This is a genomic window from Flaviaestuariibacter terrae, from assembly GCF_054777635.1.
Genome location: NZ_BAAHAL010000008.1, coordinates 1,737,113 through 1,756,761, shown reverse-complemented (window position 1 = coordinate 1,756,761; position 19,649 = coordinate 1,737,113). Strand labels below are relative to the sequence as shown.

Annotated in this window: 16 protein-coding genes; 6 read left to right on the top strand and 10 right to left on the bottom strand. The window is 59.1% G+C overall.

The genetic code is table 11. From position 1 onward, the window contains the following. Window positions 1-66: 66 nt before the first annotated feature. From ACYU7Z_RS15715 to ACYU7Z_RS15705, 3 genes are all read right to left on the bottom strand, one after another. The gene (locus ACYU7Z_RS15715) at window positions 67-1,347 is read right to left on the bottom strand and encodes a M28 family peptidase (RefSeq protein ID WP_460572175.1); all 1,281 of its coding nucleotides are present in this window, start codon (window positions 1,345-1,347) and stop codon (window positions 67-69) included. A gap of 170 nt (window positions 1,348-1,517) precedes the next feature. Next, a complete protein-coding gene (locus ACYU7Z_RS15710; protein WP_460572173.1) occupies window positions 1,518-2,252 on the bottom strand; it encodes a LytR/AlgR family response regulator transcription factor in 735 nt (244 codons plus the stop codon). A 46-nt stretch (window positions 2,253-2,298) separates the two neighbouring features. Next, window positions 2,299-3,372, bottom strand: coding sequence for a sensor histidine kinase (locus tag ACYU7Z_RS15705; protein WP_460572171.1), 1,074 nt, complete (start codon window positions 3,370-3,372; stop codon window positions 2,299-2,301). A 300-nt stretch (window positions 3,373-3,672) separates the two neighbouring features. On the opposite strand from ACYU7Z_RS15705, the gene ACYU7Z_RS15700 reads away from it, so the two are divergent. Next, the gene (locus tag ACYU7Z_RS15700) at window positions 3,673-5,211 is read left to right on the top strand and encodes a lamin tail domain-containing protein (protein WP_460572170.1); all 1,539 of its coding nucleotides are present in this window, start codon (window positions 3,673-3,675) and stop codon (window positions 5,209-5,211) included. A gap of 205 nt (window positions 5,212-5,416) precedes the next feature. Further along, window positions 5,417-7,354 (top strand): 1-deoxy-D-xylulose-5-phosphate synthase, encoded by a 1,938-nt coding sequence (gene dxs, locus ACYU7Z_RS15695; protein WP_460572168.1) that lies wholly within the window; start codon window positions 5,417-5,419, stop codon window positions 7,352-7,354. 290 nt (window positions 7,355-7,644) lie between these two features. On the opposite strand, the gene ACYU7Z_RS15690 is transcribed toward dxs, so the two are convergent. Next, the gene (locus ACYU7Z_RS15690; protein WP_460572166.1) at window positions 7,645-9,147 is read right to left on the bottom strand and encodes a VWA domain-containing protein; all 1,503 of its coding nucleotides are present in this window, start codon (window positions 9,145-9,147) and stop codon (window positions 7,645-7,647) included. Between the two features lie 80 nt (window positions 9,148-9,227). Here ACYU7Z_RS15690 and ACYU7Z_RS15685 point away from each other — a divergent pair, with 80 nt between their 5' ends. Then, the gene (locus tag ACYU7Z_RS15685; RefSeq protein ID WP_460572164.1) at window positions 9,228-9,890 is read left to right on the top strand and encodes a murein L,D-transpeptidase catalytic domain-containing protein; all 663 of its coding nucleotides are present in this window, start codon (window positions 9,228-9,230) and stop codon (window positions 9,888-9,890) included. 55 nt (window positions 9,891-9,945) lie between these two features. Here ACYU7Z_RS15685 and ACYU7Z_RS15680 read toward each other — a convergent pair whose 3' ends face one another. Together ACYU7Z_RS15680 and ACYU7Z_RS15675 are read right to left on the bottom strand one after the other, a co-directional pair. After that, window positions 9,946-10,737, bottom strand: coding sequence for a segregation and condensation protein A (locus ACYU7Z_RS15680; RefSeq protein WP_460572162.1), 792 nt, complete (start codon window positions 10,735-10,737; stop codon window positions 9,946-9,948). Between the two features lie 69 nt (window positions 10,738-10,806). Further along, a complete protein-coding gene (locus ACYU7Z_RS15675) occupies window positions 10,807-11,784 on the bottom strand; it encodes a DUF3078 domain-containing protein (RefSeq protein WP_460572160.1) in 978 nt (325 codons plus the stop codon). Between the two features lie 107 nt (window positions 11,785-11,891). Here ACYU7Z_RS15675 and ACYU7Z_RS15670 point away from each other — a divergent pair, with 107 nt between their 5' ends. Beyond that, window positions 11,892-12,764: a DMT family transporter gene (locus ACYU7Z_RS15670; RefSeq protein WP_460572158.1), complete on the top strand. Its 873-nt coding sequence runs from the start codon at window positions 11,892-11,894 to the stop codon at window positions 12,762-12,764. A gap of 120 nt (window positions 12,765-12,884) precedes the next feature. Here the strand turns inward: ACYU7Z_RS15670 and frr are convergent, their stop codons facing one another. Then, entirely contained in the window at window positions 12,885-13,448 is a 564-nt protein-coding gene (frr, locus tag ACYU7Z_RS15665; RefSeq protein WP_460572156.1) for a ribosome-recycling factor, read from the bottom strand. 185 nt (window positions 13,449-13,633) lie between these two features. Further along, entirely contained in the window at window positions 13,634-14,767 is a 1,134-nt protein-coding gene (locus ACYU7Z_RS15660; RefSeq protein ID WP_460572154.1) for an MraY family glycosyltransferase, read from the bottom strand. A gap of 242 nt (window positions 14,768-15,009) precedes the next feature. Between ACYU7Z_RS15660 and ACYU7Z_RS15655 the strand changes: the two genes are divergently transcribed. Next, window positions 15,010-15,846, top strand: a complete 837-nt coding sequence (locus tag ACYU7Z_RS15655) for a transketolase (protein ID WP_460572152.1) — start codon at window positions 15,010-15,012, stop codon at window positions 15,844-15,846. A gap of 121 nt (window positions 15,847-15,967) precedes the next feature. Here the strand turns inward: ACYU7Z_RS15655 and ACYU7Z_RS15650 are convergent, their stop codons facing one another. Beyond that, window positions 15,968-17,191, bottom strand: a complete 1,224-nt coding sequence (locus tag ACYU7Z_RS15650) for an FtsX-like permease family protein (protein ID WP_460572150.1) — start codon at window positions 17,189-17,191, stop codon at window positions 15,968-15,970. Between the two features lie 46 nt (window positions 17,192-17,237). Beyond that, window positions 17,238-17,672, bottom strand: a complete 435-nt coding sequence (gene rbfA, locus ACYU7Z_RS15645) for a ribosome-binding factor A (RefSeq protein WP_460572148.1) — start codon at window positions 17,670-17,672, stop codon at window positions 17,238-17,240. Window positions 17,673-17,816: 144 nt separating this feature from the next. Between rbfA and ACYU7Z_RS15640 the strand changes: the two genes are divergently transcribed. Then, the gene (locus ACYU7Z_RS15640; RefSeq protein ID WP_460572146.1) at window positions 17,817-19,622 is read left to right on the top strand and encodes an ABC transporter ATP-binding protein; all 1,806 of its coding nucleotides are present in this window, start codon (window positions 17,817-17,819) and stop codon (window positions 19,620-19,622) included. The last annotated feature ends 27 nt before the right edge of the window (window positions 19,623-19,649 follow it).

Genomic DNA, 19,649 nt, shown 5'->3' with positions numbered 1-19,649 from the left:
CCGGGCATTAGAATAAAAAGGACGGCAATGCCGTCCTTCCGTAGTACTACAATAGGGCTAACGTGCTTATTCCTGCACCCGCGTTGGCGTTGCTTTCCCGCTGATAATCGGTCCGGCGCTGGTTGCGATCGCCCCCGTGACCCGCACCAGGTTGTCGAGGTCCAGCGTGCCTACCTCGTCGGAAGGCTTGTGGTAGTGCGGCTCTACGTCCATCTTCGACGTGGAGATCGTGTGCGCCGGCACGCCCAGCCGGGCAAGGGTGGCGTTGTCGGAGCGGTAAAACAGCTGCTGCTCCGGGTAAGGGTCGGGGTAGAAGGCGAAGGCGGTACCCGCCAGCGCTCCCTGCAGCAGGGTGCCCATGCTGCTCTTCTCGAAGCCGGTAATGTAGGCGGAGCCCTTCCCCCACTTCGACTCGGTGCCGACCATCTCGATGTTGAACATCGCTACGACACTGTCGGGGTTCAGCTGGCGCGAGAAGTAGGTAGCGCCGAAGCCACCGCTTTCTTCAGCCGTAAACGCTGCGAAGACGAGGCTGCGGCCATTGTTCTTCAGGCGGGCAAAATGCCGCGCCAGCAGCAGCATCGAGGTGATACCCGAAGCATCGTCGTTGGCGCCGTTGTAAATGGAGTCGCCCGCAACGGGCTTGCCGGTGCCGAGATGATCGTAGTGACCGGAGAAGATCACCTGCTCCTGAGGCCTGTTCCTCCCCGGGAGCATGCCAACAATATTGGTCAGCTTCAGTTCTTCAAAGCTATGCTCCGCGACGACGCTGTAGCTGTCGGGGAGTCCGCTCGCCAGTAGAAATACAATATCGCTGGCGCTGGTAAAGAGCGAGCGCTTCAGCCCCGGAAGCCGCCCAAAGAAAGCCGAGAAGGAGCTGTCCACCAGGACGATTGCCGGCTCTTTGCCGGCGGCGTACTTCTGCGCCAGGCGGAAGAAGGCACGCTGGTCGGCGGCATCGGAAGGCCCGATCGTCTTCACCGCGAAGCCCGACTTCTCATCAAGGCTGAAGTCTTTCTTCGTGGTAACGACAACCACGCGCTTCGGATCGAAATCGGCGCCGCCCATCCGGGCTCTGAGCGCCGTCATCTTCGGGCGCAGCACGGAAAACGTTTGCAGGTAACCGCTGGCCCCGGGCAGGGGCTTGAGGCCCGCCTTGCGCATTTCCTCAGCGATGAACGCGGCTGCCTGCTCGCTCCCGGCCGTCCCGGGCTTGCGGCCCGCGAGTGCGTCGGAGGCGAGGTACGTTTCGATCCGCGTCGCTTCGGTTACGGAAATAAGCGGCTTCTGCGCCTGGCAGGAAAAACACAAAAGGATAGCCGTTGCAACGAAAAGTTGTTTGAACATGGTAGGATGATTGGTAGCGGGGAGGTTCCGAAGGTTCTGGAGGTTTTTAAGGTTCTGGAGGTTCTGAGGGTTCTTAAGGTTCTGATGGTTTGCGGGGTTCATTGAGGTTAGAAAGGCGGGCTTTCTTAAACCGGTAAAACCTTCAGAACTATAAAACCTTAAAAACCTGGTTAAAGCGACATCATCTCCTTGAACTTCACCGTCTGCCGGCGGCTTACCTCGATCTTCTCGCCGCCTTTGAGCTCCAGCAGCAGGCCACCGTTGAAGTAGGGCTCGATCTTTTCGATGAGGCGCAGGTTGACGATGTGCTTTCGGTTGGCGCGGAAGAATACTTTCTCGTCGAGGCGCTCTTCGAGCGCGTTGAGCGATTTCAGGATAAGCGGCTTGTTGTTGCCGAAGAAGACCTTGGCGTAGTTGCCCACGCTTTCAAAGAGGCGGATCTCGCCGAGGCGGACAAACCAGCAGCGGTCGCCGTCTTTCACGAATACCTGGTCCTGCTCGGTGAGCAGCCCGCGGGGCTCGCCGGGCGTAACGGGGCTAGCGCCGCCGCTGCCGCTATCCATGCCATGCAGCTTCTGGATCGCATCCGAAAGACGCTTCGGCTCCACCGGCTTCAGCAGGTAGTCGAGGGCATTCACTTCGAAGGCCTTCAGCGCATAGTCGTCGTAGGCCGTGGTAAAGATCACCTCGGGGGCGCGGTCGAGTTCCGCCAGCAGGTCGAACCCTGTTTTGCCGGGCATCTGGATGTCCAGGAAGATCAGGTCGGGATTATGGGTCTCGATCTTGGCCAGGCCTTCGTCCACATTGCCGGCCTCGTCCACCACTTCGATCTCGGGAAATTCCTGCAGCAGCTTGCGCAGCTCGGTGCGGGCCAGTCGTTCGTCGTCGATGATGATTGCGCGCATAAAAACAGTTTGTAGTTTGATGTTTGTGGTTTGTAGTCCGGTCGAATTAATCCACCGGGATTTCCACCTTCGCCTCCACGAGGTCGTCGGTGATCTGCGATATCTGGAAACGGGCGCGGGCACCGTAAAGCAGCGCCAGCCGGTCCTGCGTACTGGTGAGCCCGAAGCCGCTTCCGCCCGCTTCAGCGCCGGCATGAAGGTGACCTGTATTCTGCACCGTCAGCTCGTAAAAGCCTTCGTGGCGGTTGGACGCGATCCGGACAAGTCCGCCGCGCACCTGCTTGGAGATGCCGTGCTTGATCGCGTTTTCCACCAGTGTCTGGAGCATCATCGGCGGCACCTCGTACTTGAGGGTCTCGGCGTCGACGCTGTAGTTGACCTGCAGGCGGTCTTCGAAGCGGATATGCTCGAGCGCGAGGTAATCGCGCACGATCTGCAGCTCGTCGTTGAGCGGCACCGTCTCCCCTTTTTCGGCCTTGAGGCTGGAGCGGAGGATATTACTGAGCTCGGTAACAGCCGTCCGGGCGCGGGCCGGGTTTTCGTCGATAAGCGCACGGATGCTGTTGAGGGCGTTGAAGATGAAGTGCGGGTTGATGTGCGCCTTGATGGTCTTCAGCTCGAGCTCCTTTACGAGCGTCTCCAGCTGCAGGGTCTCCATCTGCTGCTTGCGGCTCTTCGACACGTAATGAAACATGAAGTAGATCAGGTTCCAGATGAAGAACAGCCAGAAATAGCCGAAGGCGCCGTCGAGGATGAGGAGAAAGACGTTCTTCCGGAGGTAATAGATTTCCTTCTGGCTCAGGAGCCCCAGCCCGTGGAGGCTTTGCATATATAGGAAGGAGGCCAGGAACGAAAAGCAGACCGTCAGCAGGAGAAACTGGGCCGCCTGCTGCTCCACCACCTTCTGCAGCACGTTGGTAACGCGGATGAGGAAGCGCATGCTGATGGTGGCCAGCAGCCCCACCGCGAGGTAGATGCTCAGGCGGCCGAAGAAGGTCTCCGCCGCCGGCCAGTTCTGGAGGGTGCCGAACGAGTAGGCAAAAAACGTGTTGATCAGCGCGAAGCTTCCCCACCCGGCCGCCTGCAGCACCCAATACCGCGAAAACTTCCCGAGATTCATAGGTAACAAATCTACAATTTAGGGGCGCTACGTAGATCTTAATTGTAGGAACGGCCCATGGCCCCGCTGAATGGGGCCCCGGGGCCGCTTTCCGGGGGCTCCGGCACTACCGGTTCTTCCGCAAGGGATTATCCGGATGACCTGTCAGCGTTTACCCGTAACGCCTTAAGACAGCATCGTATTTCTCCTAAGTGGAAGACCCCAATTTCTAATGATTTAACGCGAAACATTAGAAATCGCCTCCCGGCTGAGGTAATTTTATAGAGTCCGCAAGAGTCCGCAAACCTAACACCGCCCCTTATGAGAACACGTTCTTTACACCTGCTATTGTGCAGCATCTGCCTGCTGATAGCAACAATCGGGAAGGCCCAGGCTTATGGTCGCATTGTGATCAACGAGTATATGCCCTGGCCCTCCGCCTCCTGCGGCACGACCTCCGAATTCGTTGAATTGCTCAATTTCGGGCCCGGCCCCACCAACATCGGTTGCTACATTCTCACCACCGGCACCTATTCGGTTACCATCCCTCCCAACACCATCCTCCAGCCCGGCCAGTTTTACGTGATCGCCGGCCAAAGCAGCCTTCCGCGCAACTGCGGCAACATCGACAGCGCCGTTACCGTACACCTCAACTGGAATACCTGCAACTGCACGAACGTGGCCATCCCAACGTCCGGCGACGGCTTCATGGTTGACGGAGGCACCGCCAATGTGAACCTGGTACTCTTCGACCCGACCCTCAAGGCAGTGGATGCCGTGACCCGCGCTGTCCCGGTGCCGACCAACAGCGCCATCCTCAGCTCCTCGGTAAGCAACGGATGTACCCGGAAAACCTTCACGTTGAGCAGCATGTCGGGCATCGACTACGAGCAGCTTGGCATGTCGACCGGAAAGGCCAACTCCTTCGCCCGCAAGCTCGATGGCGACTGCGAATGGATCAAGCAGCCGCAGATCAGCGCCGGCGCCACCAACAACAAAACCTCCGGCGGCACCGCGTCGCTCACCTACCAGTTCAACATCGTCAACTCGATGGACCTTTGCACCAACGTGCATGGCTCGATCAACGTCTCTGCATCGGGCAGCAGCCTCTCCACCTACTTCCCCCTCAATTACACGCTGGCCTACGATATGGACGGCAACAATGTCTTCGACTTCGGCGACATCTATACCTACGGCAGCGACGCGACGGCCCCCGACACCACCATCAACGGCCTCGTGGGCGGTTCCTACATCGTTACGGTCGGCTCCTCGAAGGGCTGCAACCTCAAATCTTTTCCCTTCTCGATCCTCCCCTGCCAGAGCCTCCTGCCAATCAAGCTGCTCGACTTCGGCCTTGCCGGCAGCGATGCCACGAGCCATAGCTTCCAGTGGCGCTTCAGCACGCTCGAGGGCTATTCGGCCGTGATTCTGGAAAGCAGCAGCGACGGCCGCGCCTTTCACCCCGAGCGGAGCTTCCAGGTGACATCCGGCGCGCCGCTTCACTACCGCAGCACGGTGTCGCGCAGCCCCGCCCAGCAATACCGGCTCCGGCTCATCGGCCTCGACGGCCGACCCGAGTTTTCGCGGGTGGTCAACGTAGCCGAGCAGCAGGCTTCGCTGCAGGTATTCCCCAATCCCGTCAGCGACCGGATGCGTGTTCGCTGGCAGGCGCCGGCGAACGGAAGCGTCCACTTCAGCATCACCAGCGTCGACGGGCGCCTCGAGTACAGCGGAAGCTTCAACGCCCACAGCGGTGTGAATGAATGGCCGATCTCGGCGCAGGGCCTCAAACCGGGTATCTACCAGCTTACGATCGACGATGGCAACAGCATCAACCGTACGCGTTTTGTAAAACAATAAAAGGACTGAGCGAACCGAGCGCCGCGCCTCAAGGGGTGCGGCGCTTTTTTTTACAGCAGTCCTGCCAACGTCCCGACGAAGCCCTGGCGCAGTCGGGCAACCAAATTGCATCCCCTTTGTTAAGCTTCTGAAAAAGGGCGCCCATCCGGCGCTTTCGGTTATTTTTGTGTTTCATCCCGCAGCAGCGGGAGCTTAAACTGTCTTCATGCAGATCAATCCCGGTCCCCTGCTTCAGCATATCGACGCCCCCGACGACCTCAAGAAGCTTTCCAAGGAACAGCTGCACCAGGTATGCGACGAGCTGCGCCAGTTCATCATCGACGTGGTGAGCGTGCACGGCGGTCACTTTGCCGCCTCCCTCGGCGTCGTGGAGCTGTCGGTGGCCCTGCACTACGTGTACAATACGCCCTACGACCAGCTGGTATGGGATGTGGGCCACCAGGCCTATGGCCACAAGATCCTCACGGGCCGCCGCGATACGTTTATTTCCAACCGCAAATACAAGGGTCTCAGCGGCTTTCCGAAGCGCAGCGAAAGCCCCTACGATACGTTTGGCGTCGGTCACTCCTCGACCTCCATCTCGGCGGCGCTCGGAATGGCCATGGCCGCCAAGTACAAGGGCGAGACCGACCGCAAGTCGGTGGCTGTCATCGGCGACGGCTCCATGACCGCGGGTATGGCCTTCGAAGCCATGAACCACGCCGGCGTGGCTGATTCCGACGTGCTCATCATCCTCAACGACAACTGCATGAGCATCGACCCCAACGTGGGCGCGCTCAAGGAATACCTCACCGATATCTCCACATCACCGGCTTATAACAAGGTGCGCGACGAAGTCTGGAACCTCCTGGGCAAGCTGCCCGTGGGCAAGCGCTTCACGCGCGACATGGCTTCGAAGCTCGAGGCCTCGGTGAAGGGAATGGTCAACAAAAGCTCCAACCTCTTCGAAGCGCTCAACCTGCGCTACTTCGGTCCCATCGACGGGCACAACATCACCAAGCTTGTCGACACGCTGAGCGACCTGCGCCAGATACCGGGCCCGAAGATCCTGCACATCCTGACTGTGAAAGGCAAGGGCTACGCGCTCGCCGAAAAGGACCAGACGAAGTGGCACGCCCCCGGCCTGTTCGACAAGATCACGGGGGAGATCTACAAAAAGAAATTCGACCTGCCGCAGCCGCCGAAGTACCAGGATGTATTCGGCCATACCATCATCGAGCTGGCCGAGCAAAACGAGAAGGTGATGGGCATCACGCCCGCCATGCCTTCGGGCTCCTCGCTCAAGTTCATGATGGAAAAGATGCCGCACCGCGCGTTCGACGTAGGCATCTGCGAGCAGCACGCCGTAACGGTTTCGGCCGGTATGGCCACGCAGGGACTGAAGGTGTTCTGCAATATCTATTCATCGTTCATGCAGCGCGCCTTCGACCAGGTGGTGCACGATGTGGCCATCCAGAAGCTCCCGGTGATCTTCTGCCTCGACCGCGCCGGCCTCGTGGGCGAAGACGGCCCCACGCACCACGGTGCTTACGACGTCCCGTATTTCCGCTGTATTCCGAACATGATCATCTCGGCGCCGATGAACGAGCAGGAGCTGCGCAACCTGATGTACACCGCGCAGCTCGACAGCACGGTGCTGCCCTTTGTGATCCGCTACCCGCGCGGCGAGGGCGTGATGCCCGAATGGAAGAAGCCGCTCGAAGAACTCACGATCGGCAAGGGCCGCCGCCTGCGTAGCGGCAAGGAGGTCGCCATCCTTTCCTTTGGTCACCCCGGCAACTTCGCCGCCGCCGCCATCCGCGAGCTCCAGGCCGAAGGCATTACACCCGCCCATTACGATATGCGCTTTGCGAAGCCCATTGACGAAGAACTGCTGCACGAAGCCCTGACCACCTACGGCAAGATCGTAACGGTTGAAGACGGCACCGTCGTCGGCGGCTTCGGATCGGCCGTACTCGAATTCATGCAGCAACACGGCTACAAGAACGACGTACGCATCCTCGGCATCCCCGACCGCGTGGTGGAGCACGGAACGCTCAAGGAGCTGCATAAAGAATGCGGTTACGATGCGCCCGCCATCGCCGAAGCAGTGCGGGACCTGTCGCGCATTTCGGTTGAAGCGATCGTTGCTACACCACAATAGATCCAGATATGTCTTTAATATGAGAAGGGGCCTGCTGAGGGCCCCTTTGCATGTATCGTCATTGCGAGAACGCCGGTGCGAAGCCCCCTTGCACCGTCATTGCGAGGCGGCCGGCGCGTAGCGACGGCCAACGAAGCAATCTGTTGGAGTATAGTCAGGCCCTTCCGCCTGCAGTGTCAACCCGAAAGAGATTGCTTCGCTGCGCTCGCAATGACGGGGCCATCCATAAACGACAATACTGCGCCGCGCTTCGCGCAACTACAAACCTCAAACTACAAACTACAAACTTGCTAGCGTCTCCGTGCGTTCCCCTGCACACTCCGTAACAGCGCGCCCGCATCCCGCTGCACATCCGTCAGGGTAACGATCTGCACATTCGGGTACCGGCGAAACTTGGCCAGCAGACGCTGCCCTTCGGGGCTTTCGTCGATCATCACCACGGTGAGCTGCACGTTGAGCGTTTGCAGGATGCCGCGCTCCACATCGGGGAAGATAGGGAAGTCGCCGTCGGTGATGAGGAAGATCTGGTTGTTGCCGCCGGGCAGCAGCTTGCGGAGCGCCTCGCGGTACCCCTCCAGGATCGCCACAGAGCCGTTGGTGGCCTCGCCCTGCACACGCAGCGAGTCAACGATGTGCTGCAGCCGGGTTGCGTCGGTGAGTGCCGCGGCATCAAAGAGCCGCTCGGTATGGTCTCCGAACCGGTACAGCGATACGCGGTCTACGGGGCGAAGGGCGCGGACAAGCGGACGCATGGCTGTTTTGAGGAGCGTCATCCGCCGCGCGATCTTCATGGAATTGGAGAGGTCCAGTAGAAATACAATATTGCTTGGCTTGTAGCGCGGCTCGCGGAGGCCGTCGCTGCTGTCCGGGACCGCCGTCGTATCGCCGCGGGGCGGGGGCGGCTTCTGCGTCGTATCGGGCTGCAGCCGGAAGATGTCGGTGCCGCCCATCGTTCCGGAGTCCGATACAAAATACGCATCACCGTTCCAGGGATCCTGGGTAAACGAGCGCTCGTTGCCCTTGCTGTTGAGGGGCGCCCCGGCGTTCTTCGGCTGCGTCCAATCCGTCCAGCCGCTGCCGCTGCGGGTAGCGCTCCAGATATCGAAGCCGCCCACACCGCCGGGGCGATCGGAGGCAAAGTACAGGGTGCTGCCATCGGGGGATAGCCAGGGTGCCGTTTCGGCAAAGGGCGTATTCACCGAGAGCCGCTGCGGCGACGACCAACGGAGGCGTGCCCAGTCTGTCTCTTCCGGGTTGAGTGCGCTGCACACGAAGAGGTCTTCGTTGCCGGCACGGTGTACCGACAGGAAAAGCAGCTTTGCCGGCTCGTACAGGAAGGCATTCGTAAAGCGGCTGTTGAGCATCGTGTCGACACCTTCAAAGGGAAGGGTCACAAACTGGGTCTGGCCGCCGGCGCTGTAGGCAAAGGCAAGACCCTTTCCCTGTATCCGGCTTTGCAGCCCGCGGTTGTAATGCCCGTTAACGAGGTATTGACCATCGCACAGCTGCGTGAACACGAATCGGGAGCCGGTGGCGGGCGGATGGAGCCAGGGCGCGCCCTGGCGCGGGCTCCAAGGAAGGCGCTGCGTACGTGTGCTGAAGCGGATCGAAAAGTTTCCGTCCGGACCGGTTTCACTGAAGAAGAGGCTGTCGCCACTGCTGCTGAACTGCGGCAGCACCTGCGCCTCCGCGCCGTTGATGGCCGGGCCGAGGTTTTCGCGACTGCCTTTCCATTGCGCCCGAACGACGCCCGAAAAGACCAGTAGCGCCAGCAAAAGGAACAGGTGCTTCATGGACTGGATTGGCCTTCAAGATAGCCAAATGCCGCAAAAAAATTACTTATGGAAAACGGCGCCCCCTGCATCTCCGCACTATGGCCAAAGCTTTCCTCCTCGTTTGCCTGCTGATGACCCTAACGGTGCTGGCGCTGCGCAATTGGAACCGGTTCGCTCCCGGCGCGCCCTCGCCTGCCGCGCTGCTTCCGGTTCCACCACCCGCAGCTCATCCCACTGCTTCCGAAGCGGCGGCACTGCGGGCCCGTCTCCAGGCCAGGGCGCGCAGCCTGCGGGCCTATGCCGCGGCGCAGCAGTACTCCCAGCGAACGGCCTTCCTCGTCGACATGAGCCGTCCCAGCGGAAGCTACCGGTTCTTCATCTACGACTTGGCCGGCGACAGCATTCTCCGAGCGGGCCTTGTGGCGCACGGAAGCTGCAATCGCAGCTGGGCCGACAGCGCGCAATTTGCCAACGAAGTAGGCTGTGGCTGCAGCTCGCTGGGGCGCTACCGAGTCGGCGCTGCCTACCCGGGCCGGTTCGGCACGGCCTTCAAGCTTCACGGCCTCGACCCGAGCAACAGCAATGCCTATGCGCGCTTCGTGGTGCTTCATGCCTACGACTGCGTTCCTGACCGCGCCATCGATCCCCTCCCCCTCTGCAACTCGCTTGGCTGCCCGATGGTTTCGTACCGCTTTCTCGAAACCGCCGCCGGTTTCATACGGAAAGAAAAAAGACCCATATTGCTATGGATCTTCAACTGATATTTTCAACGGACCACTTACCAAATCCGAGATCTGAGATCCCAGATCAGAGATCTTAAAGCAGGTGCATATGCTCCTCGTCCGTCAGCCCTTCCTCGGTTTCGTTGTATTCGACCAGGAAGTTGTTGCGGCCGTCGCCGATGATGATGCGCAGGAACTTCTGCTGCACCAGCTCCAGCATCGACAGGAACAGGAAAATGGCGTGCACGCGGTTCTCGGCCTGCTCAAACACGCTTTCGAACGAAAGGGTACGGCGGCCCTGGGCCAGCGAGATCATCCCGGTCTTGGTGGTCTCCATGCTGTAGTTATACTGGACCACGGTGTGCACCGGCTTGTTGTGTTTCTCGTGGAGGCGCTGCATGACCTTTTCAAACGCTTTCATCAGCTTGAACAGCGTGATGGCCTGCACCTCGGTGCCTTCGCTGGCCTCCTCGCCGATGGCGGCGAGCTCGCGGTGGATATTACCCCGCTTTACCATCAGCATCCGGTCCGCTTCCTTCTCGGCGAGCTCGGCAGCGGCTTCCTTGTACTTCTTGTATTCCAGCAGCTTGTCCACCAGCTCCTGCCGCGGGTCGATCTCGTTGCCCTGCGCATCGATCTCCTTGCGCGGAAGCAGCATCTTGGCCTTGATGCGCATCAGCGTAGAAATAAAGAGGATGAACTCGCTCGACAGCTCGATGTTGAGCGTCTCCTGCGAGTGGATATAGGTGAGGAAGTCCTTGATGATGCCGGTGATGGGAATATTGTAGATGTCCAGCTCGTCGCGCTCGATGAAGAAGAGCAGCAGGTCGAAGGGACCTTCGAACTGGGGCAGCTTGATCTGGTAATTGATGTTGTGGATGGCCATGTGCTTAAAGAAACGAAAATCCCGTGGCTTTCGTGCCACGGGATGCCGTAAAGATAGGTTATTATTCGGTTAGAGACCGATTCCGACACCTACGCCCAGGATCGAGCGCATCTGCGTGGCGTCCTCGTTCTTGTTGTCGCCGAAGGTGCGCAGGTTGCCGTCGTAGATAAGGTCGTAGTTGTACAGCACCTTCAGCCACTTGTTGACGTGGAGGGAGATGTTGTTGGTCCAGTAAACGTCCATGTAGTTCGTCTCGCGGCGGATCCGGATGATGTTGAAATCCCAGGACCAGTCGACGCGGCCGCGGTAGTACACGTTCTTCATCAGCTTGCGCTGGTAGCCGAGGCTGAGCATCGCACCGGTTTCAAAGCGGCTCGTTTTGACAGGGTCGACCGCGTAGCGGGAGGCAAGCGTCGCTTCCGTCTCGCCGGTGGGCTTCACGCCGCCCTGGTAGCTGAAGCTGTAGGGCGAATTGCTCACGATCACCCAGCGGGCAAAGGGACCGGCGGCAAAAAAGAGGTTGCGGCTCGGGGTAATGTGCAGTCCGCCGTGGAAGGTGAGGTAGGCAGGCGCAAAGAAGCCCGATACGCGGCGGCGCGGCGTTTCGGAATAATCGTAGCCGTTGCTGAATTGTGTACGGAGATCGGCGCTGATGCCGAGGCCGAGGTATTTGCGCTTTGCAAAGTGGCAGGTGTAGCGGGTGTATACCTCGAGCTTGTCGTCGACCTTGCGGATACCGGTCGATTGAACGTTGGCGAGGCCGTAGGAGAGCTCGGCCATCGAGTTCCAGGTGTGGCGGGACTCGTACTTGCTGGTATCCCAGCCCGACTTACCCCAGCCTTTGTTGGCATAGAGGTAAAGGGAGGCAACACCGGTGAGGGAATATTTTTCGGGAGCGTTCACAAAATTGCGGCTTCCCGTCTGCGCGCCTACGATGCTGAGTACCGCGCCCTTGCGCCACTTGGGGTTATGCATTTTGGGCGTCTTCTGGGCAGCAGAAACGATGGCCAGGCATAGTGCGCCGGACACCAGGAGGCTTCTTCTCATAATTCAGTCAGGTTTTAAGCAGTACCGCCGAACGGTAGAGCCAAAAATAGGAGAATTTTGCCACATACACGGGACGCTTGCGAATTGCAACGCACATTTGCAACCCAATGACGCAGCGCGATAAATGGATCAACTGGAGCCTCTTTGTTTTGCTGGCTCTAATCTGGGGCTCCTCCTTTATTTTGATGAAGCTGGGCCGCACGCATCTCAACGGGATGCAGATCGGCGCGCTGCGGATCTTCTCCGCCGGAGTCGTGTTTTCGCCCTTTACGCTTGCCCATTTACGGAAGATCCCGCTGGCGCGTATCCCGCTCGTCGCCCTGTCGGGTGTGCTCGGCAACCTGCTTCCCGCGTTCCTCTTTGCCGCGGCCATCGACCGCATCGATTCCTCGCTCGAAGGCATTCTCAATTCGCTGACACCGCTGTTCGTGATCGTAGTGGGCGTGCTGTTCTTTCACATCCGCCTCGAAATGCGCAAGGTCGCCGGGGTGCTGATCGGGTTTGTGGGGCTGCTGCTCCTGAGCCTGTATAGCGGCTTCAATGCGTCGGACTTCGGTGCCGCGTCGCTCGTGCTGCTGGCTACCCTGTTGTACGGCATCAACGTCAATATCGTCAACCGCTTTCTCCGCGACCTTGATCCCTTTGCCATGGCAACGGTGTCGCTCACCATCGTGGCAGTGCCGGCGCTGGTCGTGCTGCTCTGGCAAAACGTTTTTTCGATGGCCGTGCACGACGAGGAAGCGCGGATCAGCATCGGCGCCTCGATGCTCCTCGGCTTCGTGGGCAGCGCCATTGCAACGGCCCTCTTCTACATCCTCATCAAGCGCGCAGGCGGCCTTTTCGCGTCGCTGGTCACTTACGCCATCCCCGTTGTCGCCATCGGCTGGGGCCTCCTCGACGGCGAAGCCATCTCGGTTGTGCAGTTCGGCTGCCTGGCGGTGATCCTGGGTGGCGTGTACCTCGTCAATAAGAAATCTTAATATCTCTCGATCTCGGATCTGGTTGAAAACCTAACCCATCAAAAGAAAAGCCCCTTCAATTGAAAGGGCGCCTGTATGTTTTGAGTAAATCCGAGATCTCGAGATCCGAGATGAACAGATCTAGACCACCATGATCTCTTTCTCCTTCGTCTCGAGGTGTTTTTCCACGAGGGAGATATAGCGGTTGGTGAGGTCCTGGACTTCCGCTTCATAGTCTTTGGCGGCGTCTTCAGAGAGGCCGTTCTTCTGGGCCTTCTTGATCTGCTCGATGGCGTCGCGGCGGATGTTGCGCACGGCGATGCGGCAGTGCTCGCCTTCGCCCTGGCAGCGCTTCACCAGTTCGCGGCGGCGCTCCTCGGTGAGCGGCGGCAGGAAGAGGCGGATGATGACACCGTCGTTCTGCGGGTTGAGGCCGATGTTGGAGTTGATGATGGCGCGCTCGATGGGCTGCAGCATATTCTTCTCCCAGGGCTGGATCGTGAGCGTGCGGGCGTCGGCCACGCTTACGTTGCCTACCTGGCCGAGGGGCGTCGGCGATCCGTAGTAATCCACCATGATGCCTTCGAGGATCTGCGGGTTGGCCTTGCCGGCGCGGATCTTTCCGAGTTCCGACTCCAGGTGACTGATGGCTTTCCGCATCGAGTCTTCGGCCATACCGATGGTCAGCGACACTTCTTCTGACATATAAACGTGTGATTTAGTGGAGCAAACTTAGCGATCCGCGGAACAAGGAACAAGGATTTTGACCAGAAGAACAAGGAACAAGGAATTCCGAACTCCAAATTGATGGAACAAGCGGAATGAAAAAGGGAGATCTCTTCAGACCTCCCTTCATTATTCAGTATTCCTTGTTCCTTGTTCGATAGTCCTTAGTTCTCCGCCACGGCTTGCTCGGAGCTGATGGGAACGACCTTGGTAACCTGCGGGATATGCGGCTCTGCATTGTGCGGGAGCGCTTCCCGGGCAAGTGTCGGCCGGCGGCGCACAAAGATCAGGAGACCCAGGAGGCCGAACGACACTGAGCAAAGCAGCAGCAGCAGGTAGTTCGGGCCCAGTGAGCGGCCGAAGTAGGCGATGCTGATAAAGCCCATGTTGAGCAGGAGGCAGGAGAAGGTAACGTACTTGTGGTTCAGGCCGCGGTCGAGCAGGAGGTGGTGGATGTGGTTGCGGTCGGGCGAGAACGGTGAGCGGCCATTGAGGATCCGGATGCTGAACACCCGCAGCGTGTCGGTCAGTGGCACTACCAGGATGGCGAAGGCAACGGCAACCGAGGAAGAGATGGGATAGGGCATTGCGGGTGAGTCGGCAACCTGGATGAACTTGATCACCAGGAAGGAGTTCACGAGGCCCAGCATCAGCGAGCCCGAATCGCCCATGAAGATCTTGGCGGGGTTGTAATTGAAAATCAGGAAGGCCATCAGCGAGCCGGCCATCGCAAAGGAAAGGGCGGCATAGGAGCTCAGTCCCGAGAATGCGAAGTAGGCCCCGAAGACGCACATCGTCAGGAGGCTCAACGTAGCGGCGAGCCCGTCGACGCCGTCGATCAGGTTGAAGGCATTGATGATGAGGATGATGGTGAGGTAGCTGAGGGCGAGGCTGAAGGCCTGGGGGAGGTCCCAGAGGCCGAAGAGGCCGTGCATGGAAGTGATGCGGACGCCGCACAGGTGGATGATGATCGCCGCGGCGCCGACCTGGCCGATAAACTTCTTGGTGGCACTGAGGATAAGGATATCGTCTTTAATACCGAGGAAGAAGATGACCGTTGCGGCCGCGAAGAAATACTGGAATTCGGGAGTTGCTTTCAGGTTGACGGTGAGGAGCGCCGCCAGGAAGAAGCCGATGAAGATACCGACGCCGCCGAGAGAGGCGATGGGCTTCGTGTGGAGCTTGCGGGCATCCGGGACATCGTAGAGTTTTTTGAGCTCGGCAATCCGGATAATAACGGGTACGGCAAGAAAAGTCAATACAAAGGCTACGGAAGCAGTCAATAAGACATCGAGCATACAGCGTGTGGTTGGGTTATCAAAGTATTTTCATGGGTCCAGGTGGAACATTCTCTCAGCCACAGCTCTTCAAGGGGATCGGATCCAAGGCTCAATTACGCAGCGAAAGTAACCAAACTACGCCATTAAACCTATTAAATTACCGGTTCTCTCAGGATTTTGAATGGAAAAAGGTTGCACATTTGCAGCCGACGGGACGCGCCCGGAATTGAACGCAAAAGGTTAAAGATCAACTAAAAATTATGCCAGAAATCCAAGACATCGCCAGCCAGGTACGCCGAGATATCCTCCGAATGGTGCACGGCGCCAACAGCGGTCACCCCGGGGGCTCCCTCGGCTGCGCCGACTTCCTGACGGCCCTGTATTTCCACGCCATGAAGCACAACCCCGAGCAGTTCGATATGGACGCCCGCGAGCAGGATATGTTCGTGCTTTCCAACGGCCATATCTCCCCTGTTTTCTACTCGGTGCTGGCCCGGTCGGGGTACTTCCCGGTGTCGGAAATGGCGACCTTCCGCAAGCTCGACTCGCGCCTGCAGGGCCACCCCACCACCCACGAAGGACTTCCCGGCGTACGGATCGCCTCCGGCTCGCTCGGGCAGGGCATGAGCGTGGCCATCGGCGCCGCGCTGGCCAAGAAGCTCAACAACGACCAGCACATCGTTTACTCCCTCCACGGCGACGGTGAGCTCCAGGAAGGCCAGAACTGGGAAGCAATCATGTTCGCGCCCAACCACAACGTCGACAACCTCATCGTCACCATCGACTGGAACGGGCAGCAGATCGACGGTCCCACCTACCAGGTCAACGACCTCGGCAACATCCGCCAGAAATTCGATGCCTTCGGCTGGTACACCATGGAAATGAACGGCAACGACATGGCCGAGGTGATCCACACCCTCGACGAGGCCCGCTCGATGATGGGCAAGGGTAAGCCCGTCGCGCTCATCATGCACACCATCATGGGCAAAGGCGTCGACTTCATGGAAAACGACCACAACTGGCACGGCGTCGCTCCCTCCAACGAGCAGCTCGAAAAAGCACTGGCACAGCTGCCCGAAACCATGGGCGACTTTTAGAGCAGAAGAACAAGGAACAAGAAATAAATAATGAGGAAGGGAAGTCAGAAGTGGCTTCCCTTTTTCGTGTTCGGACTTTCCGATCAGAATTCCTCGCTCCTTGTTCCCTGTTCGTTATTCCCTATCCTTCTCGGATGGCAAACTGCTGCCTGGCGGCCTTGCGGGCCGGGATCCAGGAAGCCAGGAGGGCGATTACGACGATGGTGACGGATACGAGGAGAAAGTCCCAGGGATTGAGCTTGACGGGGAAATAATCGATGAGGAAGGAGCCGCCGGAAAGCGGGATGAACTTGTAGCGGATCTGGGCGAGGGCGAGGCCTAGGGCCAGCAGGATGCCGCTTCCGCCACCGATAAGGGCCAGCAGGAGGCCTTCGCCCAGGAAGATCGACTGGATGCGGCGACCGTCGGCGCCGAGGGCATGGAGCACCTGGATATCGGCTTTTTTCTCCAGCACCAGCATCGTGAGCGAGCCGATCATGTTAAAGGCCGCCACCACGAGAATGAGGGAGAGGATCGCGTAGATGACCCACTTCTCGGCGGCCATCACTGCATAGAGCGACGCGTTCTGCTGGTAGCGCGTCTGCACTTTGTACGTTGCCCCGAGCATCTGCTGAATGTCGGCGGCCAGCGCATCGGGGTCGGCTGCCGGCTTCAGGGCGATCTCGAGGTAGGTGAAGCGGTCGGCTGGCTCGTCCATCATCCGCTGCACAAAGCCCAGGCTCGTGAGCACATACTTGTTGTCGAAATCCTGCTGGATGAGGAAGGCCCCCGCGGTGTTGACCGTATCGGCGCTGATGGAATTGAGGGGATTGCTCAGGTCGACGGCGCCCTTGCGCGGAAGGTGCACCAGCAGCGGCGAGAAGTTGCGGTCGCTCTCGATGCCCACGGCGTTCTCGACACCTGCGCCCAGCACGAGCAGCGGCGCATCGGCGGTGCCCACGTCGAAGGAGCCGCGAAGCATATGGCCGGCGACACCCGACACGCGGCGGTAGTTGTCGTCGACGCCTTTAAGGTAAATGATGGATTGGTTATCGCCGTTCTGCAGCAGCGCCTTCTCCTCGAGGGTCGCCGAGCACCAGGCTACGCCGTTGACGCTGCGGATCTTTGCAAGCTGCGCTTCGGTAAGCACGATCTGCTTGCCGCTGGCCGCGCCCACGCGGAGGTCGGGGTAAAAGGAGGAATACAGTGATTTGACGAGGTCTTCAAAACCATTGAACACGCTCAGCACCAGGATAAGGGCGGCCGCACCGACGCCAATGGCCAGGATCGAGATCCAGGCGATGATGTTGATGGCGTTGGTGGACTTTTTGGCTTTGAAGTAGCGCCAGGCGAAGAGAAAGTTCATGGGCAAAATGAATAAGGACCAAGGAACAAGAAAAGGCTCCGGAGCGTCAATCTGTTTTTTCTTCCGGCTCGCTACCTTCCTTGTTCTGCGGTCCCTGTTCCGTGTTCTTCTGTTCGTTCAGCCCCTCGTCTTCTTTCTTGATCTGGTTGAAGATGTTCTCCATCTTGAACACGTAGTCGAGGGTGTCGTCGTAGAAGAAGCGGAGCTCGGGCATCCGGCGCAGCTGCGTCTTGATGCGGGCCGTCAGCTCTTTCTTGATCTCCCAGGCGCGCTCGGTGATCTTTTTGAGGGTCTGCTTCGGTTCGGCCACCTGGAAAAAGCTCAGGTAAATGCGGGCTTCGAGGAGGTCGGGGGTGATCTTCACACCCGATACCGACACCATGCCTCCGTCCATCATCGACAGCCCGAGGCGGCGGAAAATATCGTTGATCTCTTCCTGAATGAGCCCGGCTACCTGCTTCTGACGCTTTCCTTCCTCCATAGTTGCTGCTTTGTAAGGGGCAAAAATACAACTTCGGCAATCGGCAATCGCTAATCGGCACTGGATTGGGGCCGCCGGTCAGCCCGTTCCCGATTCCCGATCGCCGATTGCCCTAACTTTGCGCCTCGCTACGGCACAGCACTCATGAAGAAATACACCCGCATTTTCCGCTATCTGCGCAACTATAAAGGCGAGATAGCGCTCTATACGCTGACGACGATCCTGTCGGTCAGCTTCTCGATCGTATCGATGGGTATGCTGATCCCGTTCTTCAACCTGATCTTCGGCGTGTCGGGACCCTCGCTGGGGCCCTCGTCCAATCCCCTCATCAACCTGATCCAGGGCTCGATGCAAAACCTGGTGGAATCGCAGGGAAAGGTAGCCGCGCTGCTCTTCATCTGCATCTTCATCATCGTATCGACACTGCTGAAAAACCTCTTTCTCGTTCTTTCCAACTACATCCTCAACCCGCTGAAGGCCCGTATCGTGGTGCGGATGCGCAACGAGATGTTCGACAAGATCCTGCAGCTCCCGATCGGGTATTTCACCGAGAAGCGCAAGGGCGACCTGATCAGCCGCGTCACCAACGACATCGGTGAGGTGGAAAGCTCGCTGATCAGCGCCATCGAAGGCTGGGTGCGCGACCCCATTACCATCATCCTGGCCATGGCGATGCTCCTCAGCACCAGCTGGCAGCTCACCGTGTTCGTGTTCCTCTGCCTCCCGGTGGTGGGCTTTCTCATCGGGCGCACCACGCGCTCCCTCAAGTCGCACAGCTCGCGTCTCGCCGAGCTGTATGGCGAATCGATGTCGGTGCTCGATGAAACCCTCAGCGGCCTCCGCGTTATCAAGGCCTTTAACCTCGAGCGTCTCATGCAGGGACGCTTTCACGGCAACGGCAACGAGCTGCTGCATATGAAGAACCGCGTGTCGCGCCGCCGCGACCTCGCCTCTCCCCTTTCCGAAACGCTCGGCATCGTCGTGTTCTGCGCGATCCTCTACTTCGGAGGCCGTCTCATTCTCTCCGGTGGCATCCCGCTGTCGGCCTCCTCGTTCATTTTTTACCTGGGTGTTTTCTACACCATCATCAACCCGGCGAAATCGCTGGCCAACTCCTTCAGCAACATGCAGAAAGGGCAGGCTGCCATCGGCCGCATCGAGGAAGTGCTGCAAACGGAGAACACCGTCGACGACAACCCCGGCGGCCAGGCGCTCAGCGAGTTCCGCGACCGCATTGAGCTGCGCAACGTTTCGTTCGACTACGACGGCATACCCATTCTCAAGAATATCAACCTGGTCATACCCAAGGGCCACACCGTAGCCCTGGTAGGCTCTTCGGGCGCGGGCAAGAGCACGCTTGCCGACCTCGTGCCGCGCTTCCACGACGTAAGCAGCGGCGAGCTCCTTATCGACGGCGTCGACATCCGCCACTACCAGCTGCAATCGGTGCGCAACCTCATCTCGATCGTAACGCAGGAGCCGATCCTCTTCAACGACAGCATCAGCAACAACATCCGCATGGGCAAGCTCGATGCATCCGATGGCGAAGTGGAGGAAGCGGCACGCATTGCGAATGCCTACAACTACATCGGGCAAAAAGAGCAGGGCTTCGACACCAACATCGGCGACCGCGGCACGAAGCTCTCCGGCGGCGAGCGGCAGCGGCTCACCATTGCCCGGGCCATCGTGAAAAACCCGCCCATCCTCATCCTCGACGAAGCCACCTCCGCCCTCGATACCGAAAGCGAGCGCCTCGTGCAGGACGCGATCAACAACATGATGCAGCACCGCACCTCCATCGTCATCGCCCACCGCCTCTCCACCATCCGTCATGCCGACGAGATCATCGTGCTGCAAAAAGGCGAGATCGTCGAGCGCGGCAACCACGACACGCTGATGGCGAAGGGTGGCTACTATTACCGGTTGGTGCAGATGCAGGAGCTGAAGTAATGTGATAATCTGCTAGTCTGCTAGTCT